Here is a 956-nt window from a genome sequence, read left to right as displayed (position 1 = left end):
ACCAGATTGCTGCAGAGGCTGACCGCGCCGTCGCTGCCCGGGCCGAACCGGGCACGGCGGCCGGCGCGGCCTCGGTGCGGCTGCACAGCCTGCTGGCCGATGGCAGCGACCAGATCGCCGCCCAGGCCGCCCAGGGCAGGGGCTGGCAGCTGGTGGCGCCGCTGCCCTTTGGCCTCGGATTGAATGTCGCCATCAACGCCCATCCCGCATCGGCCAGCGAGGCCAGGCTGCTGGCGGCTGGCGGGGTGCCGCTGGACCTGGCGCTGGCCGAACGTGCCGCCACGCTGCGCCGGCTGGCGGCGGCGGCGCGCCTGTTCGAACTGGCCGACGCCGATGAGCGGGTGACGCGCCTGTTCCACGCCATGCTTGATGCGCCCGGCGATGTTGCGGCGGCGCAGCGGTTCCAGGCGCTTGTCTCGCAGCGCGTGGTGCTGGCAGGGCGGGTGCTGATCGAACAGTCCGACATCGTGATCGGCATCTGGGACGGCCAGTCCCGCGATGCGCCGGGCGGCACCGGCCATACCATCGCCGCCGCCCTCGACGCCGGGGCGGCCGTCATTCTGATCGATCCGGCTGCGCCCGAGGACTGGCGGCTGGTGCGCAGCCTGGAGGAGATTGGACTTCCCGATGATGCGGGGTCACGCGATGGCCTGTTGGCCGCCGCCATCGCCGCTGCGCTCGATCCCGGCGGCGATGGCGGGGCCGCCGCGCTCGATGCCAGCCAGTGGCGCGGGTCCAGCAATCCGCTGTTCCACCATTATCGCCGGGTCGAGGCGCTGTTCGGCGGCGATGCAGACCCGTGGCGCCCACTCGGCCAGCGCTATGAACACCCCTGGGAGGTGGCCAACGGCAGCGGCGCGGCATTGCTCAGGGCGCTGGCCGATCTGCCGGGCGGCGATGCCGAGTATCCCGGCCGGGCGGCCCGCGCCGTGCTGGAGCCCCGGGCCTGGGCCGAT

Annotated in this window: 1 pseudogene; it reads left to right on the top strand. The window is 73.6% G+C overall.

The features are described 5' to 3' along the window. Positions 1-956: pseudogene (locus GJV64_RS14830) on the top strand (hypothetical protein); the annotation flags it as partial.

This window comes from Sandarakinorhabdus rubra (assembly GCF_010994245.1).
In the GTDB taxonomy this organism is placed as follows: Bacteria; Pseudomonadota; Alphaproteobacteria; order Sphingomonadales; family Sphingomonadaceae; genus Sandarakinorhabdus; species Sandarakinorhabdus rubra.
Note: the sequence above shows the minus strand (reverse complement) of the source record. Positions and strands in the feature narration are given on the sequence as shown.